Genomic DNA, 679 nt, shown 5'->3' with positions numbered 1-679 from the left:
CCGTCGTATTCGTCAAGTGCTTGGTACATTGCCTTGATTTGTTGTTCGTATTCGTCCAATAAAATAACGGCGTTCTCGTTGGTTAGTTTATCTGCTTCCGCTTGAGCTTCGCCAACGCTTACGCCGTCTTTAACAACTAACGTTCCGTTTTCTTGAACAAAGTTTCCTTTGTCATCTTTCTTAAAGTATTCATCACGTAAACTTGCAATGTCCGCATTGTATTCGTCAATCTTCTTTTGAAGTAATTTAATGAGTTTAGTACGTCCACGGCTTGCCCGTGATTTCAAGTTCAACTTTTGCAAAAATTTTACATAGGCGGTAATCTCGCCATTCTTAATTTCCATTTTCAAATTATCATCTCCTAGTAGTTAATATTTGTCCAACTCTGCGCCACTCCGTTGCTACCAACTTCGTTGATAAGCGGTTTGCCCCGCATATCGTATAGATGTCCTCCAGCAGCAAAGCCAAAGCCACCGTCGCTTCCCCAGAAGAAACCACCACCTGAACCATTTGTCAGGGTCAATGCTGAATAACCATTACTCCCGCCGATTAGTCCAAATTTAATATCCCAGTTTCCATAATGGAAAGAGTTAACAGCTAATTTATTCATCCAAACGTCATCACAGAAATTCCAGCCGGGTTGATACCCATAGGTATTGATACCTTGTCTCATCCATAG

2 protein-coding genes are annotated in these 679 nt (G+C 41.4%); both read right to left on the bottom strand.

The window, feature by feature from the left end; genetic code table 11:
• Window positions 1-344 (bottom strand): DUF1617 family protein (locus FC33_RS03805; RefSeq protein WP_081037049.1); only part of this gene is annotated, 344 nt, incomplete at its 3' end.
• A 17-nt stretch (window positions 345-361) separates the two neighbouring features.
• A partial coding sequence (locus tag FC33_RS08380; RefSeq protein WP_202813765.1) for a hypothetical protein occupies window positions 362-679 on the bottom strand: 318 nt, incomplete at its 5' end.

The sequence above is a fragment of the Ligilactobacillus aviarius subsp. aviarius DSM 20655 genome (genome assembly GCF_001436315.1).
GTDB classification, from domain to species: domain Bacteria; phylum Bacillota; class Bacilli; order Lactobacillales; family Lactobacillaceae; genus Ligilactobacillus; species Ligilactobacillus aviarius.
Note: the sequence above shows the minus strand (reverse complement) of the source record. Positions and strands in the feature narration are given on the sequence as shown.